Annotated in this window: 12 protein-coding genes; 2 read left to right on the top strand and 10 right to left on the bottom strand. The window is 37.4% G+C overall.

Going from position 1 to position 16,110, the window contains the following annotated elements; translation table 11 throughout:
- Positions 1-151 precede the first annotated feature (151 nt).
- The 3 genes from asnB to BUB12_RS15520 all read right to left on the bottom strand — a co-directional run bounded on the left by asnB (position 152) and on the right by BUB12_RS15520 (position 4,016).
- Entirely contained in the window at positions 152-1,996 is a 1,845-nt protein-coding gene (gene asnB, locus BUB12_RS15530) for an asparagine synthase (glutamine-hydrolyzing) (RefSeq protein WP_072891822.1), read from the bottom strand.
- Positions 1,997-2,338: 342 nt separating this feature from the next.
- Complete coding sequence (locus BUB12_RS15525) at positions 2,339-3,289, bottom strand: dipeptidase (protein ID WP_072891821.1); 951 nt, start codon at positions 3,287-3,289, stop codon at positions 2,339-2,341.
- Between the two features lie 13 nt (positions 3,290-3,302).
- The gene (locus tag BUB12_RS15520) at positions 3,303-4,016 is read right to left on the bottom strand and encodes a gamma-glutamyl-gamma-aminobutyrate hydrolase family protein (RefSeq protein ID WP_072891820.1); all 714 of its coding nucleotides are present in this window, start codon (positions 4,014-4,016) and stop codon (positions 3,303-3,305) included.
- A gap of 140 nt (positions 4,017-4,156) precedes the next feature.
- Here BUB12_RS15520 and BUB12_RS15515 point away from each other — a divergent pair, with 140 nt between their 5' ends.
- The gene (locus BUB12_RS15515; protein ID WP_072891819.1) at positions 4,157-5,161 is read left to right on the top strand and encodes a hypothetical protein; all 1,005 of its coding nucleotides are present in this window, start codon (positions 4,157-4,159) and stop codon (positions 5,159-5,161) included.
- Between the two features lie 265 nt (positions 5,162-5,426).
- Here BUB12_RS15515 and BUB12_RS15510 read toward each other — a convergent pair whose 3' ends face one another.
- From BUB12_RS15510 to BUB12_RS15480, 7 genes are all read right to left on the bottom strand, one after another.
- Positions 5,427-6,047, bottom strand: a complete 621-nt coding sequence (locus tag BUB12_RS15510; protein WP_072891818.1) for a hypothetical protein — start codon at positions 6,045-6,047, stop codon at positions 5,427-5,429.
- A 19-nt stretch (positions 6,048-6,066) separates the two neighbouring features.
- Positions 6,067-7,074, bottom strand: coding sequence for a phosphotransferase (locus tag BUB12_RS15505; protein WP_072891817.1), 1,008 nt, complete (start codon positions 7,072-7,074; stop codon positions 6,067-6,069).
- Between the two features lie 4 nt (positions 7,075-7,078).
- The gene (locus BUB12_RS15500) at positions 7,079-7,546 is read right to left on the bottom strand and encodes an NUDIX hydrolase (protein ID WP_072891816.1); all 468 of its coding nucleotides are present in this window, start codon (positions 7,544-7,546) and stop codon (positions 7,079-7,081) included.
- Positions 7,547-7,655: 109 nt separating this feature from the next.
- Positions 7,656-7,847: an alpha/beta-type small acid-soluble spore protein gene (locus BUB12_RS15495; protein WP_072891815.1), complete on the bottom strand. Its 192-nt coding sequence runs from the start codon at positions 7,845-7,847 to the stop codon at positions 7,656-7,658.
- Between the two features lie 89 nt (positions 7,848-7,936).
- Positions 7,937-10,327 (bottom strand): penicillin acylase family protein, encoded by a 2,391-nt coding sequence (locus BUB12_RS15490; RefSeq protein ID WP_072891814.1) that lies wholly within the window; start codon positions 10,325-10,327, stop codon positions 7,937-7,939.
- A 222-nt stretch (positions 10,328-10,549) separates the two neighbouring features.
- Positions 10,550-11,320, bottom strand: coding sequence for a hypothetical protein (locus BUB12_RS17570; RefSeq protein ID WP_143155656.1), 771 nt, complete (start codon positions 11,318-11,320; stop codon positions 10,550-10,552).
- A 140-nt stretch (positions 11,321-11,460) separates the two neighbouring features.
- Positions 11,461-13,296: an SLC13 family permease gene (locus BUB12_RS15480; RefSeq protein WP_234982735.1), complete on the bottom strand. Its 1,836-nt coding sequence runs from the start codon at positions 13,294-13,296 to the stop codon at positions 11,461-11,463.
- A gap of 152 nt (positions 13,297-13,448) precedes the next feature.
- On the opposite strand from BUB12_RS15480, the gene BUB12_RS18125 reads away from it, so the two are divergent.
- Positions 13,449-15,485, top strand: coding sequence for a LuxR C-terminal-related transcriptional regulator (locus BUB12_RS18125; protein WP_072891813.1), 2,037 nt, complete (start codon positions 13,449-13,451; stop codon positions 15,483-15,485).
- Positions 15,486-16,110: the final 625 nt, after the last annotated feature.

The following is a 16,110-nucleotide window of genomic DNA, read 5'->3' as shown; positions in this document are numbered from 1 at the left end:
CCTTCGGGAAAAAAGGCATAGGTAAGACCCCACAGGGCGAATGCCCGAGGAGGCTTACCAGCCGCCCGAGGAAAGCGAAGTGTATTTCTGAAGCGTAGAGTACTTTCCAAATAAGTCTAAACGCAATCACCTTTACTGAATACTAATTTACTTAGTAACTAACACTTACATTATATTTTCGTAGCCAATAATCAATCTGACCAAGATGTGCTAATAATTGTGGTCCTTTCATCAGTTGGCCATACCAAGGATCCTTAAATTCTTTCCCTTCACTTCTAACGATATCCTCTACCTTATCTTTTCGAACGAATTGAAAGATTGGAGAATTTGAATCTTGTAAAATACGGTCCATCCATTCGATTACTTGTTTTGTATATTCTGGTTGGAATGTTTTCGGATACGGACTTTTTTTACGATAAAGTACTTCATGAGGTAATATCCCTTCTAAAGCCTTTCTCAAAATCCCCTTCTCCCTGCCTTCATACATTTTCATTTCCCATGGAATATTCCACACATATTCAACTAAATGATGATCAGCAAACGGCACACGAACCTCTAAACTAGCTCCCATACTCATTCGATCTTTTCGGTCCAGTAATTGAGCCATAAACCAATGCATATTTAGATAGAACAACTCTCTTCTGCGTGCATCTTCTTTACTTTCCCCTACTAATCGAGGAGTCTCTTGAATGGTTTCTGTGTAACGATCCTGCACATATGTCTGTAAATCTAGTTTCTTTTGCCATTCTGGATGGAGCAAGTCAATTCTAGAATCTAATGAACGGACCCAAGGGAACCCATCTTTAACACTTTCTGGACTATGGAACCATGGATAACCACCAAATATTTCATCCGCACATTCTCCTGATAAACTAACGGTTGTATGTTGCTTAATTTTGCGACTAAACCATAACAGAGATGAGTCAATATCAGCCATCCCTGGTTGATCACGTAACTCAACTGCTTCCTTTAGAAAATGATCAAGCTCTTTTCCTGATATAATTTCATCATGATGATTCGTTGAGAATGCATTGACCATTTTTTCTATCCATGGACGGTCACTTGAAGGTTGAAACGTACTCGCCTCAAAGTATTTTTCATTTTCTTCGTAATCAATCGAAAAAGTTGGCAATACACCTCTATTCTCTGTTTCAAAAAAATTACTCGCTATTGCCGTTATTGCACTTGAATCCAATCCCCCTGATAAAAAAGTCGAAACAGGAACGTCGGAGATTAATTGTCGTTCTACAGCATCTGTAAATAACTCTTTCACTTTTTGTGTCGTTTCTTGAATATCGTCCGTATGTTCTTCACTTTTCACATTCCAATAACGCCAAACCTTCAACCCATTTTTCGTATAAGTAAGGGCATGACCAGATCGTAGTTCATCGATTCCTTTAAAAATACCGTGCCCAGGAGTTCTAGATGGTCCCAAACCAAATATTTCAGCAAGCCCATCTCGATCGACTTCTGATTTTACCGAATGATGAGCTAGGATTGCTTTTAACTCCGAACCAAATAAAAATTGTCCTGAGTTCTCCGAATAAAACAGTGGCTTAACCCCTAAACGATCCCTTGCCATGAATAAGTGTTCTTTATTCTCATCCCAAATACCAAAGGCAAAAATCCCATTAAGGTGGTCGACACATTCCTCGTTCCATTCGATATATGCCGTTAATAATACTTCCGTATCGGAGGTTGTATAAAATTGATAACCCCTTCTAACGAGTTCCTTCCGTAAGTCATCCGTATTATATAACTCCCCATTATATACAATCGTATAATTTATACCCTTCCATCTCTTTTGCATGGGCTGCCTGCCACCTTCTAAATCAATAACAGCCAGCCGTTTATGACCAAAACCAACATGTTTGTCAATCCAAGTTTGTGTATCATCAGGACCTCTATGTGACAATGTATCTATCATCCCATCTAATATATGCTGTTCGGATGCTACATGTTGGTGCCAGTTAACAATGCCTGTTATTCCACACATATCTCCTCATCCTTTCATACAGCGTGAAAAAAACTCTGCATACCATCATATGCAAAGTTTTTTCTAGGGATTCTATCATTGTATGAAAAAGATGAAAAAATGTGGTTCCATTTCATTGTCGTGGTAGGTGAATCCTCATTCCGTTATCTAGTGAAAATACTCTTGTTTTTGTGTATTGTGTAATCCTCATTCCGTTATTGGCTTATTATTAATCAATTTTTACTGATTTTGTGCATTTAACGGAACCAGAATCCATGGTGTCCCCTAAATAGCAGTTTTTTGGCGTAATAGTGGAACGAGGATTCATCACATTCCGGGGATGAATCCTTATTCCGTTATTAATCACTTAGGTCTATGATCCAAGAAATTTTGATACGCAAATCCTCTCACAACATCCTCAGAATAGTGCTTTAATAATTCATTAATAAGATTTTGATACTTTGATGCATTTTCTAAGTCATCAACAAAACTTATAATTCCATCAAAGTCAGAGCCAAAGCCGATTTGCTTTTCCCCACCAAGTTCACAGAGATGATCAATATGTTTTATTAAATCAGCAATGGAAGCATCATGGCGATCCTTATTGATAAACGGTGGATTAAACACAACATGAATTAATCCATTATTTGCAAACATCGCTTTGATTTGTTCATCATCTAAGTTCCTTCTATGGTCACAGATTGCACGTGCATTGGAATGACTGGCAATTGGGTATTTTGCTAATTCCATTACTTCCCAAAATCCCTTTACACTCAGATGGGAAACGTCAGTAAACACACGATGTTCGTTGTTTAATTCAACAACTTCTTTTCCAAGTAGTGTGAGTCCTCCACCTCGTGGTTCGCCTGCCCCATCAGCACAAAGATTTGCATTGTTCCATGTTAAGCCAATCGATAAAACCCCGAGCCGATACAAATGGCGTAATTTTGTTAAATCATTACCAAAAGCGTCCGCGCCCTCCAACGTCAAAACAGCACCAATTTCACCAGATTTTAAAGAGTCAAAATCCTCCCACTTACGAATATGCTTCATCTGTGGATTTTTGCCCAACACTTCCGTATAAAACAAATCCACTTGCTCTAACGCATGCTGCCATTTTTCATCAGACGGAATTTCAGGTTCAATAAATATAGCGAAAAACTGTGCCATCACTTCTCCCTTATTTAAAAATCCAAGGTTTGTTTCTAACTCAACAGAGTCAGTGAAGGTTAATAGTTCTTGCCCATATGGTGTTCCTCTTTTAGCGAGTTGTAGTTTTAGTAGTGCATCACAATGCGTATCAATTACTTTCATTTTTCCTCAACTCCTAGTTTAATTTACATGCTTCAATAAATCCTTTATAAATATTGAACGATGCTTCGTCTCCCACTGTTACCATGTTTTCTGGATGCCATTGTACTCCTAAAGCAAATCGATGTGTTGTACTTTCCACAGCTTCGATTATTCCATCACTTGCTCTACCTGTGATTAAAAATGTTTTCGTTACACTGCGATTAGCCTGATGGTGTCTACTGTTTACGCGTAGTTTTTTCTTGCCTGTTAAACGGTGAAGCAAGGACCCTTCAACAACATGGACAAAATGGGAGCCGTACCCTTTTGGGGCTTTCTGTTGGTGCTGTAGTAATTCCCTTTGAGCTTGAGAGTAGATATCTTGAAACATCGTACCACCTGCTGCTAGGTTTAATGTTTGTGCGCCACGACAGACACCTAGTATTGGTTTGTTCAGTTCTAATAAACGCTTCATCAAGGCTAGTTCAAATGTATCTCTTTCAGGAATTATGGTCCCTAGATTGGGATGAGGTTCTTCGCCAAAAAGTGTTGGATCGATATCATAGCCACCAGTGGCATACAGTCCGTCAATTGATTGTGCCACCTCTTCAATATCCTCCTCAGATTCCATGTACGGTAACAAAACTGGTAACCCACCTGCATTTTTAATTACTTGAACATTTGCAGATGCAACCATATAATAATCCTGCTCCACTTCCATTGACGTCGTGATGCCAATTCTCGGTTTCATCCCGTTCCTCCTCACATTATCTTAACATTCTATTTAATCTTATGTTCCAACCGTACAAATATTTTCATTAATATTGGAAAAAACGTTTAAATACAGTAAGATATTGGTAAATACTATTTTTGCAAAGGGAGGATTTTTAATTGGATACGTTATTTCAAAAGCATGAAGAATTTTTTGTTTTTTATGATGGAGAAGGTAACAAAATTGAACGCAAGACAGAAATCCGCTATGACCCATTAACAGGGGAATCATCACGTATTGTATTTGACCCAGGAATGGATTTGACACCTCCAGATTATACTCAAACTTCTAAACAGACCTCAGGAAAAAATTGCCCATTTTGTAAAGAAAATATTTTAAAAATGACACCAATCTTCCCAGATAATATTACACCAAATGAGAGAGTCACTCATGGACAAGCTACTCTATTTCCAAACCTTTTTCCTTATAGTAAGCATAATGGAGTTGCTGTGTTCTCTGAAGATCATTATGTAAAATTAGCTGATTTCACAGTGCCAATGATCCGAGACGCATTTATTGCTTGCCAAAAATATATCCAAAGTGTTTTAGCAACCGAAGAAAAAGAAGTTTATGTATCGATTAATTGGAATTACCTCCCATATTCTGGTGGTAGTATTCTTCATCCACATTTACACGTGATTATATCGGAATCGGCAACAAATTACCAAAGTCAATTTGAGAGAAAATCACGCGCTTTTAAAGAGAACCATGATAGAGACTATTTAAATTTCCTATATGAACATGAAAAGAATGGAGAACGTTGGATTGGTGAGCACGGGGATGTTGCATGGATTCATTCGTTCTCACCAAAAGGGCATAATGATTTCCAAGCTATATTCCGTGAGCGCACTAAGGTGGAGGATTTATCCGAAGACGATTGGACGAACTTTGCAAAGGGATTAAAAGGAATATTTGCTACATTAGATGAACAAGGATTAGCTAGTTTCAACATGGGATTGACCTTCTCCAATGAGGGATTTCCTGTTCATGCACGACTAATACCAAGACTTGTAATCGGCGGTTTAGATACGAGTGATTTCAACTACTTCCAAGTCATTCATCATGAACCCTTATCGTATAAAGTTCCAGAGAAAGTTGCAGAGCTTGCTAGAAAGCATTTTTAGGAACACGGGGACAGGTTTAGGTTTCTATTCCTGTCCTCCGCTTTGGATTTGGCTGAACGGACATTTTTTCCGTAATTAATTGGAAAACATGCCTTTTTGAAATTCTTCGGACATTTTTTCCGTTATTTCATCCTAAATCCACCGTTTTAAACGCCATTCGTGTAAAATAGAGGAACATACGTCCTATAAATATCAAATCTGGCCTTATATTAAAAAGTAAAGGAATATATGACCGATATGTTGACCCTTTTCTCCAGGCCCACATTTATTCATCAAAAATATAACTCCACAATGTCTCTTCCGAAAACTCTCCAACGATACCATTCTTTGTTAAGAAATAATCAACCACTTGTTGCTGGTCATATCCTAAATCCAGCATTCCATTGGCAATGGTTCGTATATATGGGATGGCTGGTTTGTTGAGTTCCTGTACATTCATCGGTTCATTATTAGTAAACGTAAAAATTGGATAACCATTCTCTTCACCAAGATAAATAATTCGTCCATACCAACCTGGCCTTATTTTCAAATGACCATTTCTGATTACTTTTTCTAAGTCGATATCCATTGTTGATTGATTATTCTCCTGTGCAACTACATCAGCGAATTGCTCGTCAGTTATTAAATACATTTTCCCGACCGTTGCATTTGCCGCTTCCGATTTCTTATGATCAATAAATGCTACACCACCTTCTCCCCACTTACTCCGCTTCTTAGCAAAATAAAGTGGATACGGCATGTTTACTTCAGCACTATCCATAGGTCGTGTATTATCACGACAGCCTCTTTCTGCTTTTGTAGAACCAGGTGGTGTATCTCCTGTTATGTAGCACAGGAACCGATCTTCAGAAATATTCGAGCCATAGCTAGCATACCAAACCTTCATTAGAAACCTCCTCTCATATTCAATAGTGATAATTCAAGTTCAATAACTTAACTGTCTCCTTCAATTTTAATTCTACTTCTTCTCTTTTACCTTGCTTAATCCATTCCATTATTCCATCAACTCTTTCATAACGAAAAGGACGCAAGACTCTTATTAATGGTTGTATTGCGCTATACTCCTTAATGGAGAGATTCCTTTTTTCTCTGTATGCTACAAGAAATGCTTGTAAATATTCTAAAGATGTTCCGTCCCGTTTTAAATGAGAAAATGCAAGATAAACTGCGATGGCCAAACATTCATTAATAAAAACCTCATCTCCAGCAAGATTAAAATCAAATATGGCACCTATTTTCCATTCATCATCCAACAGCATATTATACGGGCAAAAATCTCCTTGCACCGCACCTTTTGGTAATTCACTCCAAATCTGATGGAGCTCACCTCGTTGTGTAAGATAGCTTGCACTTATTTGGTCTATCAATTGTTTATCATAATTATTCGCTTTTAAAGCCCCAATTAATTCTCTAAAGCATAATTCATTTTCATCGTAGTCACCAAATGCGTCCGTTTCATTGCCTCCAAACATACTCCAAGATGTTCCGTATCCAAATCTCATGCCACTCTCTTCACTAATATTGTGTTGAACAGCTAATAATTGTGCAATTTGCCTAATTACATTAATATCAATTATCTCAATTTCAGTTCCATCCATATACTCCTCTACAGTTACTAATGAACATTTTCCATCCACTTTTATCTCAGTATAGAAATAACCATCAATGGTTTTGTATCTCTGTGGGACAGGGATAGCAGGATGAAGGGTATTACATAGCTGACCCTGTTTTTCCAATCCTTTTTTTGTTGTAAAAGAATCATGATATAGTTTTACAATATAGCGTTTATTTCCAGCATTAATTTGGATAATCGTATTATGATCGTCTATGTGCCTAACCAATTGGCAGGATTCCACCCCATCTAAAGCAAACAAATTACAGATTTCATTCAGCTTTTCTTTTGCTATCTTCATCATTCTAATCCTTTATTGAGATAAATTGAGTATGAGTTGGAATTTCTTTTAAACCTTCCCTTAAAAAATACGGATATAACTCAACTTGTCTTAATTGCTCAATAGGAAACCACTGATAAAGGAGTATCCTATCTCCTTCTTTCCCATGAAATATATTATTTCCTTTATACAAATCACTTAGCAGATTCACCTTGTAATAAGCAGCGATTTCATGAAAGGCTTCTCCTTCAAAGTCAAAGAAGTTTTCCGTAAACCATAATAATCGTTCTACTTCCACATCTACGTCTAATTCTTCCTTCATTTCCCTTACTGCTGTTGCTTCCGTTTCCTCAAACAACGCTACTCTTCCCCCAGGAAGTGCCCAGTGCTCGTCATATTCATTTTTGTGTAGTAACACTCTTTCATTATCCAATAAAATTACTGCTGTACGGAAATTAAATCTCCCACCATCTAGCTTGATTGATAAGTCCATAAGCTTCTCCTCCATTTTTTTCATAGCTAAAGGTATTCGACAAAAAAGCAGAAACTCCTCCCCGCCCACACAAAAAGGAGACTCGAATCGAGCCTCCTTTTTGCGTATGCTATTTATTCCCATTTTGCATACTGTTTTCGGCGATTTTGATCATTCGTTTGACCATTTCGCCACCCACTTTACCGTTATCGCGTGCAGTCGTTTCCGCTCCAGGTTGGACTCCGAACTCATTTGCAATTTCCTCTTTCATTTGATCCATTGCATTCTGTGCACCAGGCACTAACAATTTGTTCCTTGCCACAACCAATCACTCCTCGTGGGAATAGTGAGGTTGACCATACAGGATACAACCTCAAGCTTATTTTTCATCAAAATCATTTATCTATACAATTACTTAGGAACAAATTGCAATGATTTCCCTTCCTCTACATCAAGTTCTGTAGCATGATAATCACCATTGACCCAATCATCCATTTGATTATGATACCAGTCACTTCTAAAATGACCTTCCTGACCTGGGCCTACAATATGGTATCCTGTATTCATATCATTCGTGTCGATTACAAATCGCCAAGATGCACCGTGACCAACGATACCAGTTTCTGAATTATATGCTGCGGCCATTGGCGTCACACTACTCCCACCTACAGGCATAGGATCCTCATTATTAAAGAAATAGGCTAATACAGGATGAATTCCAGACAATGGATGATCAAATTGGACCTTATGATAATCTCCCCATGCCCATTCTGTCATATCCTGACCATATTCTTCTGTTAGCTTAGCAATTGTCGCTTCCAATGAAGATGTTAACACATTTTCTAGCCCTTCATTTTCCTCGATCCAGATGGATTCATTCCCATTGATTGCATTTCTTAATAGTTCGTCTGTTGTTTGTGCTCGACTCCCAAATAGCCCCATAATCCCGTCTGGTATCTCTTCATAGAGAATCACTTCAATTTCATCCATCCAGTGATGGAAAATTAATGGTTGAGTAGCATCTACATCATCAACAAAATTCCAATCATCTAGTAGAGAAAGTGCTGTTGTTTCATTTTCTGTTAACGATTTATCTTGTAATTGTTCTAAAAATAATGGAACAAATTCTCTTGCTTGTAAATTGGTTTGATCCATCTGGATATCCATCATATCTTCAACGGTCAAGGAATCACTTGCTTCAATCATTTCAGCAATTCGTTCATATCGATACGGTTGTGCCCACACATTACTAATATGGTATGGATAATCGTCCCCTACTACTTTATTATTAGCTGTTGCAATATATCCTTTTTCTGGATTCACAACTCGTGGCAATTCGTCATATGGAATATAATCTTTCCATTCATATTCAGCTTCCCAACCTGGAAGTGGCAACAATGCATCTTCCCCATTTTCGTAAATAGGAATTCTTCCATTTGCTTTATAAGCAATAATTCCATCCTTTGAGGCAAACACGAAATTCTGCGCCGGTACTAAAAACTTTTCCAATCCTGTTTCAAATTCTTCCCAATTTGTTGCTCTGTTAATATCCAAAATTGCTTGCAGTTCAGTAGTTGGTTCTAACGCTGTCCACCTTAAAGACATTACCGTATCTTTTCCACTTTCTTCGGCAAATTCGGAGACAATTGGTCCGTGTCTTGTTTCGACCACTTGATATTCAACGGTTTCCCCATCTTTGACATGAATAGGTTCATCGATAATGGTCGCTTCTTCCCATTCATCTTCAAAAAGAAATTCATTCGGATTATCAGGATTTCTCTTTTCCAGATATAATTGCTGTACATCAGGTCCTGTATTCGTTACACCCCATGCAATTTGATCATTGTGACCGAGGATGATACCTGGTACTCCAGCAAAAATAACACCACTGACATTCATATCTTCCGTTTCCAAATGCATTTGTAGCCAAATGGAAGGTGTGGCTAATCCTAAATGCGGGTCATCTGCTAATAAAGGCATTCCGTTTTCTGTTTTCTCTCCACTAACCACCCAGTTATTACTTCCGTTAAATGCATGTGGGATAACTGCCTTTTCAAAACTAGCTACTACATCGACTTCTTCTTCGCCAATAATTGTTGGCCTGTTTTCTGGATAGTCTGGAAAAAGTTCATATGCTTTTTCTTCTTCAAATTCATTTAAAACATAGTAGTTAAATGCTTGTCTTTCCCAATGTCCACCTAAGTCAAATGCCATGAACTTACCAATTGTTAATGAGTCAATAGGGGTCCATGGTGCTGGTTCGGCTCCCATTAACGTGAATTCAACTGGTAAGGAATTCGATTCTTTTGCTTCGTCTATATAGGCATTTACACCATCCGCAAACCATTGTAAGACTTGTTTTCCTTCATCTGTATATATTTCATACGAGTCTTCTGCTGCTCTTCGTAAACCAAGGGTACGAAAATATTTATCTTGATCAACTGCAGCTGCTCCTACAACTTCACTTAACGTACCAGATGCCTGTCGACGAGATAATTCCATTTGAAATATTCGATTTTGGGCTTGCATATATCCTTGAGTCATATATAAATCCTGCTCATTTGAAGCCCTTATATGAGGAACACCATGTTCATCCGTAATAACTGTCACTTCATCTTGCAATCCCTCTAGTTCAATTGTTCCTTCCAATTGAGGAAGTGAACGGTTTATGTATCCGTTTACAAAAAGAAGTGCAGCTACTAATGTGATGATAATTACTCCTATTATGATAAGGATAATTTTCTTCCAACTTCGCTTTTTTCTGGTTACTGGATTATTTTCTGCAATTGTGTGTTCTTCCATGGTGTGTAATTCCCTCCTTCAAGATAGTTGTATTAAAATTCAGATAGTTAAAATTATAGCACATACTTTAGAAATGCAATAGTAGAAAGGCACAGAGCGCTCGGAGCTAAACATCACTGCAGGTTATACTTTCTGATCTTTCAAAATGAAAACTCCACCCTAAAAGTGGATGGAGTGTACGATTATGTATGAACTAATTATGATTCCGTTATGTATATCAAGTTATCCAACGCCATTCGTTCCATCCCCATCAGATGGATCTGGATCGGGTTCTGGTTCAGTCGGTTCGTCCCCTGAACCGTCATCGGGATTAGGATCTTCCGGTTCTTCTTCTCCTGGGTTTTCTTCTGGATTTTCCGGTTCTGTTGGTTCTTCTTCGACTGGATCTTCTTCTGGATCTTCTGGTTCTGTTGGTTTTTCTTCGCCTGGTTCCTCTTCTGGTTCAGAATCTACTGGTTCTTCCTCTTCTGGTTCTTTTTCAGGCTCTGGTTTGGTTGGTTGCTCCTCTTCTGAATCATCTTTTGGTTTTGTTGGCTTTTTATCTTTTTCCTTGTCTTTCTCTTTTGGCTTAGTTTCTACCTTATCTTTCTCTTGTTTATCAGGATTAGGCTTTGTCGTATCATTTTTATTAGTATCCTGATCTTCGGAATGATCGCTAGAATTGTTTTTATAATTTGAATCAGTTATATTAGCTTTCTCTTGTTCTTCGGTGGCTACTTCCTCTGAATCTGTTTCTTCACCAAGTTCCATTTCTTCCTTTTCAATGTCATCAACATCACCTGCAAAATATTCATCATCTAATTCTTCTTTTATTACCAAATCACTTTCTAAATCTTCCACGTGATCTTCTACTTTAAAAGAAGAATTACGGTCTGCCTTTGCATCTACAGGGGCATCCATTAAACTTTTAATTACAAAAAATCCTCCACCGGCCAATGGAATTAATAATAAGATTGTGGCAACAATCCCAATAGCCTCCCGTTTAAACTCCATGTTATCCCCCCTAAAACTAAAATCAATTCATATAAAATCCAAGAAAATTTGAATGTCTACACTTTTGTTACTACTATAATATATTTTGGCGAAAATTGACAGTTTCCTATTTTGATATAATCCAATATTCTATTATTCTCCTAAAATGGCAAAAAGATAGGAATAATTGGAATCATCACAAATGTTAATACGATTTGTAGGGGAACCCCCACTTTTACGAAATCTTTAAACGAATAGCCCCCTGCATTCATAACAAGTGCATTTGTTGGTGAAGCAACTGGTGTAGAGAATGCCATACTTGCTGAAATAGCAACTGCAATGACAAATGGATATGGACTTACTCCAAGATTAATTGCTGTTGTTATCGCAATTGGAACGAAAATTACAGCTGTAGCCGTGTTACTAATAAACTGGCTTAAAATCATCGTTAATAGGTAGAAACCTGCTAAGACTGCATAAGGGCCAAAATCTCCTAAACTACCAAGTAATACGTCACTTAAAAATAGAACACCACCTGATTTTTCCAGCGCAGTGGCCATTGGAAGCATAGCTGCAATTAAGATAACCGATTCCCAATTAATGTTCTGATAGGCATCCTTCGTTGAACGAACACACCCTGTTACCACCATTAATAGCGCAGATATCAATACAGTAATAACTGGTTCTAATAACTCAAGAGTCATTAATGCTAACATAAGTATCATTATTCCCCCAGCTATTGGCGCTTTCCCACTGGCTGCAGCAGAAGTAGCTTGATCAGATACTTGTCCAACTACTACGAAATCAGTTGAAGTATCTTCTAGTAATTCAAACTGTTCCCAGGGTCCATGAACTAATAAAGAGTCTCCAAGATGTAATTTTTCTTTTCCAACATTATTCAATACATATTTTCCATTTCGTTGAATAGCTAACACGGTTAGACCATGTTTTTTCCTGAAATGCAATTCACGAATCGTTTTATTTTCAACATTAGAATGTGGTGTTATTAATACTTCTGAAATACCATTCGTTCGGCTTAATAATGCACTATCTTCATTATCAATTTTAACTTCTCTTAGCTTAAATTCTTCAATTAAACGATTGGAATCACCTAACACGATAATTTTATCATTAGCCTCTAATGTCGTATCAGCCTTAGGTGTAAGTGTAGTACCATGTCGGAATGGTTTGCGCTCGATTGCTTTTCTTTCAATAGAAATAATCGTGATTCCGTGTGAGATTGGTAATTTTAGTTCTTTTAGAGGTATTCCAATAATTGATGAAGATGGAGGAATCTCCAATACATGTAAATCATTATAGATTTTATAAAACCCTGCAAGTTCCTTAGCTGAGAAAGCCTTATTATCTCGAATGTTACGATCTAATTTATCTGGTAGTAGCTTTTTCCCAATCGTAGACAAAAATAAGATACCTACACTAAACGCTACTAATCCTACTGGAGTAAAATCAAAAAACGAGAGAGCTTCGTAACCACTACTCGCTATTGTCTCACTAGCTATTAAGTTTGGTGGTGTACCAATTAGAGTTAAAACGCCACCTAAACTGCTCGCAAATGCTAGTGGCATGAGATACTTAGATGGGTTTTGTTTTAAATGTAATGCCATACTGATAACAACTGGCAGCAATACTGCTACCGTTCCTGTATTACTCATAAACGCACTAAAAATTCCAACTGTAATTAAGATAATAATAAATAATTTCTTTTCATTATTATCTCCTAATTGCAATAGTCGGTTTCCCAGTTGTTTAGCCAATCCAGTATTGAGTATTCCTGCTCCAACGACAAACAATCCTGCAATCATAATGACAACAGAGTTCGAAAATCCAGCAATTGCTTCTGTTGGAGTAATAATACCAAATATCGTTAATAGCAATAATGAACCCAATGCTACAATATCCGACCTTATTTTCCCATGAATAAACAACAACGTCGCAAGAACCAAGATGATGAAAGTAGCTGCCATATCAAAGCCCACATGGATCCCTCCATACCAGTATCTTATCTACTTCAATAATACCATATATTAACAAGCAATTTATGGGGCTATTTGACACTTTCGTAAAGTTGCTTTATCTTTGTATATAATTAAGAGTTTTCTGACTAATAATGATTCCAAGGGGGAATTGGATGGAGTATGAAGTAAATAAATGGAGTCTGACATCCGAACGGAGTGCAAAAGACTACATCCTAAAAGTAGAAGAAGATTACTTTATCGGTAGACAAGAAGAACTATCTTTTTTTCATAATTACCTTCATACAAATGATCAGTTAGTTAATATCCTTCACTATTATGGTACTGGAGGTGTAGGAAAGTCCTTTCTACTTAATGCATTTGCACGAAAAGCGCAAGAAGAAAACGTTACTTATATTCAACTAGATAGTCAAGACTTTCTTCATACTCCTAGTGAATTTGTTGATTACTTTCTAAATGTTTTAGGCCTAACAGTAGAACTAGATGAAGATGAACTTCAACCATATACGTTTAAAAATATGATGCAACTCATCAAAAAAATTTCAATAACACAAAAATTAATTATTACGATGGATACCTTTGAACAAATGGAAGAATTAGAACGGTGGTTTCTACAGATTTTCATTCAACAGCTACCACCGAATACTGTAGTTGTACTTGCTGGTAGATATCCATTGAAAGATTGGAACCCTTCTCCTTCATATCGCTTTAAAACTCATCAGTTTGAATTGAAGGAATTTAGTCTAGAACAATCTCGTACTTTCTTAAACCAGTTTGGTATAGACAATGAGAATCATATCCAAGCGATTTGGAGATTTACAGATGGGCATCCACTTACTCTTTCCCTTACTACGCTTACAGACAGGCAACATTTTATTTCAAATCATGAACATGGCACATTACATGACTCTTCGCATATTTTGACTGAATTAACGGAACAGTGGTTACAAGAAGTGCGAGACGAGGATATTCTACATCTATTATATTCTGCTGCCCTTTTTTACCATTTTGATCGTGAAGGCTTGTCTACGATCTTAGAAAAGGAAGTAACGAATGACATTTTTCAGAAGTTGATTTCGCTGTCATTTATTCGAAAGTCTGCAATGGGGTGGATGATGCATGACCTAATTCGTGATGCCATCCAGGTAGAATTGCAACAGCGTGATCCAAAATTGTATCAAACTGTACTTAAGAAAATTGCTGAATATTACTATAAAAAAGCGATTCGAACAAAATCTCAACATGATGTGGGGATGTTCTTTTATCACATTCAGAATGACTATATCCAATCCACTTTTTTTCCGAATTCGACTTCCATGTATTTAGAAGCTGTTGATGAGCATAACTTTCAAGAAGTAATCGATTTTTTCGAATTTAAAAAGAAGAATATTGTGGAAAGCGACGCATCCTTTTACAATCGTTCTTCTAATAAATCGTACCATTTTCATGCATCTAAAGAACATAATGAAAATGAAGCAAACTACTTAGGACCAGATTACATTGAAAAGCTAGGATACCAGACAACAAGTTTACTAAAAAATTCTGATGGTGAAACAGTAGGAATGACGATTATTGTTCCAATTAATGAAGCGTCCGTTTCTATCTTAGAAAAGGAGCCTGTTTCAAGAGCTTATTTTCAATCTTTATCAACCGAGGAAATGAAGTACTATCAAGTACCTCCGAATAAACATGCTGGATGGTATATTAGACATTTAGATTTTGTAGACCCTTCAGATAGTTCTTTGCTATCCTACCTACTATATAATTTATTTACATTATTTACTGAAGGTAAAATAATAACTTCTACTCCAATTGAATTCTTTCAAGACCTGTTAAAGAATTTTGGCTTTCAAGAAGTAGAAGGTGCTAGTCATTACGATTTTGGAGAAAGTACGCCATCTTCCACTTTTTTACTAGATATAAGTGGTGAAAGATTTGATGTTTATTTAAAGCAATTTTTACCCGAAGATGATAATCAAAACAAACTAGATATCCTGGCAGAGTTGTTCTCTCTAACAGAACGTGAAAAAGATATCATCGAGTTAATACTTGAGGATAAGAGTAATCAAGAAATAGCACAGCAGCTTTTCATTGCAGAAATAACAGTTAAAAAACATGTATCTCGTATTCTAAAAAAAGCAGAGGTGAAAAATCGTACACAGCTTATTAAAAGAATCCTAGAGTTTGTATAAGTAGATGGGTACAAGACTAACTACTAATGCCCTCGCTACAGAAATACACTTCGCTTTCACTTCCAGCACAAGTGCGACATCTGCTCAAGCTTCCTACGGTCGCTTTCACAGTGTCTTCTTTGCCGCGGGCGGCTGGTGAGCCAGGGTGCGACTTGGTTAAGCTTCCTTGCTCCCTTGCGCTGAGGAAGCAAGCTTCGAAGCTTCACTTGTAGACGCAAGCGCATCCATGGGTCTCACCTATGCCTTTCCTCCCGCAGGACAAATGTTTTTGGTGGGGGGAATAATCACAGTCCCAAGTAATGTTATGCTACGGCAGCATTATATTCGCACGAAGGAAATTGTTCTTTATTTCCGAGGAGTATAAGTGTATTCTTACGCTAGTGTATTATTAGACAAATAAGAATTATGGTTCTACTGCAATATCACTAGTTGATTGGAGCGGAGGGCAGTCGACTCCTGCGGGAATAGCACGTGACCGAAGACCCCAAAAGATGTACCTGCGTCTACTAGAAAGTCTAAGAAGTCAATTCCTCGGTACAAGGCAGCAAAGAAGTTTATTCAAGTAGTCGCCTGGCTGAGGCCGTGCCCGCGGAAAGCGACTGTCCGCAGTGCAAATCAACAAAGC

It is taken from the genome of Ornithinibacillus halophilus, from assembly GCF_900129485.1.
Lineage (GTDB): Bacteria > Bacillota > Bacilli > Bacillales > Amphibacillaceae > Ornithinibacillus > Ornithinibacillus halophilus.
The sequence above is the reverse complement of the archived record's forward strand: the minus strand, read 5'-3'. Positions and strand labels throughout refer to the sequence as shown.